Origin of the sequence: Dyella sp. (assembly GCF_036568765.1) — a bacterium.
In the GTDB taxonomy this organism is placed as follows: Bacteria; Pseudomonadota; Gammaproteobacteria; order Xanthomonadales; family Rhodanobacteraceae; genus GSA-30.
The window spans coordinates 1-7,639 of sequence record NZ_DATCRY010000037.1; the positions used below are offsets into that span (position 1 = coordinate 1).

Sequence of the window (7,639 nt, forward strand, 5' to 3'; positions counted from 1 at the left end):
CGATCGGCCTCCGCCAGAGGGCAGCAGCATGAACAGGCCACCGAGCACCGCACCGGCAATGCCGGCAAAAAGCGACGCCACCAGCCAGAGCAGACCGCCGACCAGGATGCCGCCGAAAATGGCACGTGCTGGCGCCGGTGCCCGTCCGAACAAGCCACGAATAAAGATCGCGGCGAAGATGCCAATCATCAAAGCCGTCTGCAGATCCAGGCCACGCTGCTTGCGTACGACCGGTTCGACGGGCGGCGGCAAGGCCTCGCCGTCGATCAGTTGGGTCAAGGCGCCGACAGCATCGCTCAGGCCGCCGAAATAATCGCCGTGACGGAACTTGGGCGCGATGTACTCGCGTGTGATACGCGCCGTCGCCGCGTCCGGGACCGCGCCTTCCAATCCATAGCCGACCTCCATGCGCACACGGCGATCGTTCTTGGCCACCAATAGCAGCAGACCGTCGTCGGTACCTTTACGGCCGATCTTGTTCGCTTCGGCTACCGCCAGCGAATAACTTTCCAGGTCTTCCGGCTGCGTCGTGCCCACCATCAGTAGTACGAGCTGTGCACCCTTGCGCTTCTCCAATGCAACCAGTTGCGCATCGAGCTGATCGACCTGCGATGGGGTCAAGGTGCCCGTAAGATCGGTCACGTGTCGCGTCAGATGCGGCACGGCGACATCGTCGGCATGTAGCGATAATGGCAGCAACGCCAACACAAACCAGGCCAGCCACCGCAGGGCGACCTGGTTCGCAGCACGCTTCGCCACGATGGGGCTCACATCAATGCGCGCTGGCTGGCGCTGCCGGGCGCGTGCCGAAATCGACTGTCGGTGCGGTGGAAATGGCCTTTTCGTTTTCGACCGTGAAGTTCGGCTTGACCTGATAACCGAAGATCTTGGCCGTCAGATTGTTCGGAAACGTGCGAATCATCGAGTTGTATTCCTCGACCGCCTTGACGTAGCGATTGCGCGCCACAGTGATGCGGTTTTCCGTGCCTTCCAGTTGCGCCTGCAGATTCTGGAACAGACCGTCGGCCTTCAACTGCGGATAGTTCTCGCTCACGACCATCAACCGCGACAAGGCACTGGACAACTCGCCCTGGGCCTGTTGGAACTGCTGCAGCTTCTGCGGATCGTTCAACGTATCGGGCGACAATTGCATGGTGCCGACCTTGGCGCGCGCGTTGGTCACCTGGGTCAATACGCTTTCTTCATGCTGCGCATAACCTTTGACGGTGTTGACCAGGTTAGGCACCAGATCGGCACGGCGCTGATACTGGTTGATCACTTCCGACCAGGCGGCCTTGACCGCTTCGTCCTGGCGTTGCATGGCGTTGTAGCCGCAACCTGACAATACGAACAGCATCGCCAGCAGCGCGATCGCACGTAGCATGTTCATGAGTGTCGATCTCCATCCGGGGAACGACGCCATTGCAACATCTTGCGGCGGCGCAGCGCAATTGCATTCCTCTTCCGGCACTCCCGCCAAGCGCCCTGGCGAGTAGTAATATAGCGCCAACGGTGGCAATAAAGCCTCTAATTTATTGAATTAGATAGCATTGTCTCTCCAGGGCTCTGCCGCCACGACGATTTTTTTGCGGCGGCCCCGGGGGGCTTCCCAACCCCCAGGCTTTTTTATGCGATGTTGATTTCATGGAGAGGGATCATGAAGCCGAAGCTTGCTTATTCGTTCGCCATCGCGCTGGCTATTGCATCGTCGGCATCCGGCCAGACTGCCGATATGAAAGACAAGGCATCCCAAGACACACTCGACGCGATGCGCCATGCCTACACCGCAGGACATCCCGACGAGCAAGGCGAATACGCCGGTATGCTGGCTTATGCCAAAGGCGACTACGTCACCGCGCTGGCCGAATTCAAATCGGGCGCCCGTTATGCCGACAAGTTTTCCCAGCTGAATATCGGCCTCATGTATCTCAATGGCGAAGGCGTAGCGAAGGATCCGGTCGAAGCCTTTGCCTGGATCGCTATCGCGGCCGAGCGCAAGTATCCGCAATTTCTCGCCACGCGCGATCGTATCTGGTCACAACTGGACGCCGCCCAGCGTGAGCAAGGCAAAGCCCGCGTCGAGGCGCTCTATACCGAATACGGCGACGCTGCGGCCAAACCGCGCATGGAGCGCGCGTTGCGGCGTGGGTTATCGGATATGACCGGCACCGGTTTGGGTTATCCAACAGGCCAATCGGTCTACACGGATCTGCCTGGCCTGCACGCCCAATGCGGCAAGGCAAGCAACTTTGTCTTGGTGCTGGGCTGCGGCGACCTCTACGCCAAAGCGCGCTGGCAACCGAACCAGTACTTCCAGACCCGCGACCAGGTCTGGACGGGGACCGTGACTGTCGGCTCACTGCAAGATGTTCCCATGAAGAACGGAGCCGGATCGGAACCGGCACAGTCAGAACCAGCGCGGCCCCAGGATTAGCGCCCAGCTAAGAAAAGTCAGCACCAACAGCAGGAACACCGCGGCCGAGCCCATGTCCTTGGCCCGGCCGGCCAGCTCGTGAAATTCCGGGCTGACCTTGTCGACGACCGCTTCCACGGCGGAGTTCAGCAATTCGGCGCTGAGCGCCAACACGATCGGGGTAATCAGGGCCAGCTTTTCCAGCGCGCCCTGCCCCAGCCATAGCCCGAGGGGTATCAGGATCACCGCCAGCACCACTTCGAGCCGGAACGATGCCTCGAAATCCCAACCGGCACGCAGGCCCTTCATTGACCATTTGAATGCCGCCCAGACCTGCCGGGGGCCACGAAAACCCTGTGCGGCCATAGCGTTAGCCGCCCTTGCCGGCCCGCAGGCGGGGCAAGACCGATCGCATGAAACAATGGCTGTTGGGCATGGGCGAACGAACTCGAAGGACGGCCAAGCGCGGCATGATGCCACAAGCCCCTCCCCTTGCGGCCTGGCCGGGCCACACTGCCGCCCCGGCACGCAAGGTTTTGCCTGACGCGCCGCAACGCGACCGGTTCGGGGAATGGGGTACCCTTGACCGATTGCCGCCCCTAAAAGGCGCCTCCGCCGGCCTCGCGGGGCCGTTGTATGACTAGTCTACGGAACACTTATGGCAATTCAGAACCCACCGGTCTCGCAGGGCCGATCGTTCACTACCGTTTTCCTGATCGAGATGTGGGAGCGATTTGGCTTCTACGGCATGCAGGTGCTGATGGTCACCTACATGATGAAGAAGCTGGGTTTCGTCGATAGCAAGGCCAACCTGGTCTGGGGCGCTGCGGCCGCGTTGATCTATGCCACTCCGGCAGTCGGCGGCTGGATTGGCGACAAACTGATCGGCACCCGCCGCACCATGCTGACCGGCGCCATCGTGCTCGCGCTGGGCTACGCCCTACTATGGATCCCGTCGGACAACCCGACTCTGCTGTACACCGCGCTAGGCGTGATCATCGTCGGCAACGGCTTCTTCAAGCCCAACGCCGGCAACCTGGTGCGCAAGATCTACGAAGGCGACGACACCCGCATCGATAGCGCGTTCACCATTTACTACATGGCGGTGAATGTCGGCTCAATGTTGTCGATGACCCTCACCCCACTCATCCGCGACAAAGTCAGTGAGGCGTTCGGCGATACCGTAGGCTGGCATTTTGCGTTCGGCGCCTGCGCGGTTGGCCTGATCCTCGGCCTCGTCAACTACACCCTGATGGCCCGCACGCTCGATCACATCGGTTCGGATCCGGACCGGAAGCCACTGCGGAAGGATCGAGTTATCGTATTGTCACTCGCCTCGCTGGCGATGGTCGCCGTATCGGCCTTTATCCTGCAAAGCCTGCTGGCAGCGAAGATCTGCGTTTATCTGGCTGGCGTGGTGATCCTTGGCATCTTCCTGCACCTGATCCGCGGCAGCGAAAAAAGCGAGCGCTCCGGCCTGATCGTAGCGCTGGTGTTGACCATCCAGACGATCTTCTTCTTTATCTTCTACGCGCAGATGGCCACGTCGCTGAATCTGTTCGCGCAGAAGAATGTCGATCTCGACTTCAATCTTTTCGGCTTCAAGCTGTTTACCTGGATTCCGGAGCAATACCAGAATTTGAACGCCATCTGGATCGTGATCCTCAGTCCGGTATTGGTGTTGATCTACAACTCGCTCGGGCGCATCGGCAAGGATCCTTCGGTCGCGGCCAAGTTCGCCTTCGGCTTCGCCGCCGTAGCGGTGGGCTTCTTCATGTACGGCGTCGGCGCAATGAGCGCGGTCAACGGTCAGGTATCCTCCTGGACCATGGTGTGGGGTTACGGCCTGTATTCGCTGGGCGAACTCCTGGTCAGCGGCCTTGGCCTGGCGATGATCGCCCGCTACGTGCCGGCCCGCATGGGTGGCTTCATGATGGGTGCGTACTACGTCGCGGTAGGCATTTCGCAGTACCTGGGCAGCATCGTCGCCAACTACGCCAGCATCCCGAGCGGCATCAGCGATCCAATGCAATCGCTGCCGATCTATATCAACCTGTTCAACAAGCTCGGTCTGGTCGGCATCGGCTGTACGGTGATCGCGCTGGCCGTCCTGCCCATGATGCGCAAGCTGTCGAACTCGCACGCCCAGAACGACGCGGCCTTGCCGCTGCCTGCGGTGCATAGCGAAGAGCTGGCTTGAATGTGAAATCTCTCGTGCCGGCGGCCTGACCGCCGGCCACTCGTCATGGAATACCGTTCACGCCAAACACAATTGCATCGCATCGGACCGGCCGCGCTGGCGCGTACGCTGGCGTGGCTTCGTCTCTGCGCAATTTCCGGGCAAAGCCTGGCCGTGTTCGTCTGCGCTCTGTGGATGCACCTGCCCATCCCGCTGCTGCCTCTGCTGATCGGGATCGGCGCGTTGGCGATCTTTTCGGTCTTCGCCGCCTGGCGACTGACCCAACCCGCGCCGATGCGCGAATGGGAAACCATCGTGCACATCGCCGCCGACACCCTCGTGCTCGGTTACTTGTTGTATTTCACTGGCGGCGCCAGCAATCCCTTCATCATGCTGTTGCTAGTTCCCATCGCGCTGAGCGCAGCGGCGCTTTCGCTGTCGGCGATGCTGATGGTAGCCACACTGGCCGGTGTGGCCTATCTCACCCTGCTCGTCTGGTACGTACCGCTACCGGAGCCACCGCAAGACGCCTTTATCGGAGGCATCGCGCTTTATATCGCCGGGATGGGCGTCAACTTCGTCATCAGTGCGTTGTTGCTGGGATTCTTCCTGCACACTTTGGCGCGCACGTTGCGCATGCAGCAACTGGAAGTCCAACGCATCCGCGAACGCGCACTGCGCGACGAGGGCATCCTGGCGATCGCCACTCAAGCGGCAGGTGCAGCACACGAACTCAATACGCCGCTTTCGACCATGCGCACGCTGCTTCCGGAGTTACGCCGCGAACATGCCCAGGATCAAGTCCTGGCCGAAGATCTGGACTTGTTGCAAGGACAGGTCGACCGGTGCCGCACTATCCTGCGCGAGATGGTTGCTTTCGGCAAAGCGCAGCTCTCACAGGAGCCGGAACGCTACACCGTGCTCGCCTTCGTCAACGGTTGCCTGGAACGCTTCCAGCTGCTGCGCCCCGAAGCCGACCTGACATTGGACATTCAGGACGAAGCCGCGTCCATTGTCCTGCGCACGCCGCCGGGCTTGCGCCATGCCTTGATCAACCTGCTCAACAATGCCGTCGATGCTTCGGAGCTGGAGCAATCGAGCGCGGTCTGTCTTACCGTGCGCAAGCAAGGGGGCTGGCTGGAGCTGGTCGTGCGCGATCATGGGCCGGGCTTCGATGAAGACGAAGAGCTCACCCAGCTCGGCCTGTCCAACAAGCTGACCGGGCTTGGCCTCGGGCTGGCGCTCGCCGAAGCCACCGCCGAACGCCTCGACGGCGAGCTGATAGCGGATAATTACGACCATGGCGCGCAAATGTGTTTGCGCCTGCCGCTGACCGCCATCGCCGATACCGTATGACTTTGGAGCTGTTCGATGAACGACTCGACTCGCCCCTCGCCCACGCAACCGCTGCTGATCGTCGACGACGACCCGACCTTCGCCCGCGTGCTGGCACGTGCCCTCGGCTCGCGTGGCTTCGAAGTCATCACCGCGGGTAACGCCGATGAAGCGCGCGCCGCGACGCGACGTCATCATCCACGTTACTGCGTGCTGGATCTGAAGCTTGGCGAAGAGAACGGGCTGCGCCTGATTCCCGACTTGAAGGCCTTGGTGCCGGATATGCGCGTGCTGCTTTTGACGGGCTACGCGTCGATCGCCACCGCGGTGGAGGCGATCAAGCGCGGTGCGCACGACTACCTATCCAAGCCGGTCGATGCCGATGCAGTGGTACGCGCGCTGATGGAAGCCGATGCGCCCGCCGGCGAAGACGATGTCATCGATGCACCGGAAGCTCCGCTGGCGCTGCGGCGTCTGGAATGGGAGCACATTCAGCGTGTGCTGACTGAATGCGATGGCAATATTTCGGAAACCGCTCGCCGGCTCGGCATGCATCGGCGTACGTTGCAGCGGAAGCTGAGCAAGCATCCGGTGCGGGAGCGGCCTGAGGGGGAGTGATGGGCGACAAGCAAGAGCCCCCCTCACCCCAACCCTCTCCCCCGGCAAGCCAGGGGAGAGGGAGCCGGCTGCGGCGAATCTCGGTGTTTCGCACTTGCGTAACTTGATCCCTCCCTGGTTTACAGGGGAGGATCGGCGTGGGGTAAGTACTTGCCTCCGTTTTTCAAGGCTGACAAAGAGCCCGCAGCTTCCCGCAAGAGCCCGCCTCTGCAAGACAGTTGCTCTCCCCGGCAAGCCAGGGGAGAGGGAGCAGGCTGCGCAAGTGCGAAGTATTGAGGCTTACCTCAGTCAGGCTCCCTCTCCCCTGGCTTCGCCGGGGGAGAGGGTTGGGGTGAGGGGGGCTCTTAAGCTCTACGCCAACCACCTCACTCCGCACTGCCCTCACTAGCCGGCAACGGATCCCCCGCCCCATCGTCTTCATCGCCATAAATCGCCACATGCGGCTTGCCGTCCGCACCGATCCAGCCCCGATACATCCCATCCGTATTGAACGGCATCGCCACGTTACCGTCGGCATCCAGCGCAATCGCTCCGCCGTTGCCACCCATCGATGGAATTTCCTGATTGATCACTTCAGCCGCAGCGCGACGCAAAGGTACGCGCATCTGCGTCACGCGCATACAGATCTCATGCGCGGCCACCGCGCGAATATAGAACTCGCCCCAGCCGGTGCCCGACACCGCGCAGCCCGAATTGGCATATGTCCCCGCGCCGATGATCGGTGAATCGCCGACACGGCCGTAGCGCTTGTCTGTGATACCGCCAGTCGATGTCCCCGCCGCCAGATGACCGGCAGTATCCAGCGCTACCGCGCCTACCGTGCCAAAATGCTTGGCCGTCTCCTCATCCGCATGCGGCTGGCGCAGCTTGTCTTCCTTCAGCGCCTTCTGCAGCTGCTGCCAGCGATCTTCCGTACGGAAGTAACTCGGATCGACCAAGGGCATGCCGATTTCCTGGGCGAATTGTTCGGCGCCCTCTCCGACCAGCATGACGTGCGGCGATTTCTGCATCACCGCCTTCGCCAGCAGGATCGGGTTCTTGATCCGGTGCACGTTGGCCACGCTGCCGGCGCGCAGCGTCGCGCCGTCCATGAT

8 protein-coding genes are annotated in these 7,639 nt (G+C 61.5%); 4 read left to right on the forward strand and 4 right to left on the reverse strand.

All coding sequences use genetic code 11. The features are described 5' to 3' along the window. The coding region (locus tag VIM98_RS03205) for a TPM domain-containing protein (protein WP_331991650.1) at nt 1-759 on the reverse strand (759 nt) is incomplete at its 3' end. Between the two features lie 13 nt (nt 760-772). After that, a complete protein-coding gene (locus VIM98_RS03210) occupies nt 773-1,390 on the reverse strand; it encodes a LemA family protein (RefSeq protein WP_331991651.1) in 618 nt (205 codons plus the stop codon). Between the two features lie 267 nt (nt 1,391-1,657). Between VIM98_RS03210 and VIM98_RS03215 the strand changes: the two genes are divergently transcribed. Continuing rightward, nucleotides 1,658-2,434 carry a sel1 repeat family protein gene (locus VIM98_RS03215; RefSeq protein WP_331991652.1) on the forward strand — a complete coding sequence of 259 codons (777 nt, stop codon included), beginning with the start codon at nt 1,658-1,660 and terminating at the stop codon, nt 2,432-2,434. On the opposite strand, the gene VIM98_RS03220 is transcribed toward VIM98_RS03215, so the two are convergent. After that, complete coding sequence (locus tag VIM98_RS03220) at nt 2,408-2,779, reverse strand: diacylglycerol kinase (RefSeq protein WP_331991653.1); 372 nt, start codon at nt 2,777-2,779, stop codon at nt 2,408-2,410. The two genes, VIM98_RS03215 and VIM98_RS03220, sit on opposite strands and share 27 nt — an antisense overlap. 292 nt (nt 2,780-3,071) lie before the next feature. Here VIM98_RS03220 and VIM98_RS03225 point away from each other — a divergent pair, with 292 nt between their 5' ends. The 3 genes from VIM98_RS03225 to VIM98_RS03235 are packed head-to-tail and all read left to right on the forward strand — an operon-like array spanning nt 3,072 to nt 6,545. After that, nucleotides 3,072-4,613 (forward strand): oligopeptide:H+ symporter, encoded by a 1,542-nt coding sequence (locus VIM98_RS03225; RefSeq protein WP_331991654.1) that lies wholly within the window; start codon nt 3,072-3,074, stop codon nt 4,611-4,613. Nucleotides 4,614-4,658: 45 nt separating this feature from the next. Next, nucleotides 4,659-5,948 (forward strand): ATP-binding protein, encoded by a 1,290-nt coding sequence (locus tag VIM98_RS03230; protein ID WP_331991655.1) that lies wholly within the window; start codon nt 4,659-4,661, stop codon nt 5,946-5,948. A 15-nt stretch (nt 5,949-5,963) separates the two neighbouring features. Next, nucleotides 5,964-6,545, forward strand: coding sequence for a response regulator transcription factor (locus tag VIM98_RS03235; protein ID WP_331991656.1), 582 nt, complete (start codon nt 5,964-5,966; stop codon nt 6,543-6,545). Between the two features lie 365 nt (nt 6,546-6,910). On the opposite strand, the gene VIM98_RS03240 is transcribed toward VIM98_RS03235, so the two are convergent. Beyond that, nucleotides 6,911-7,639: isoaspartyl peptidase/L-asparaginase family protein (locus tag VIM98_RS03240; RefSeq protein WP_331991657.1), on the reverse strand; the 729-nt coding region annotated here is incomplete at its 5' end.

Bases quoted from the DNA above. Each gene is read 5' to 3' on its own strand.
- VIM98_RS03230 (WP_331991655.1), top strand. From the start codon at position 4,659: ATGGAATACCGTTCACGCCAAACACAATTGCATCGCATCGGACCGGCC.
- VIM98_RS03220 (WP_331991653.1), bottom strand. From the start codon at position 2,779: ATGGCCGCACAGGGTTTTCGTGGCCCCCGGCAGGTCTGGGCGGCATTC.
- VIM98_RS03235 (WP_331991656.1), top strand. From the start codon at position 5,964: ATGAACGACTCGACTCGCCCCTCGCCCACGCAACCGCTGCTGATCGTC.
- VIM98_RS03215 (WP_331991652.1), top strand. From the start codon at position 1,658: ATGAAGCCGAAGCTTGCTTATTCGTTCGCCATCGCGCTGGCTATTGCA.
- VIM98_RS03225 (WP_331991654.1), top strand. From the start codon at position 3,072: ATGGCAATTCAGAACCCACCGGTCTCGCAGGGCCGATCGTTCACTACC.
- VIM98_RS03210 (WP_331991651.1), bottom strand. From the start codon at position 1,390: ATGAACATGCTACGTGCGATCGCGCTGCTGGCGATGCTGTTCGTATTG.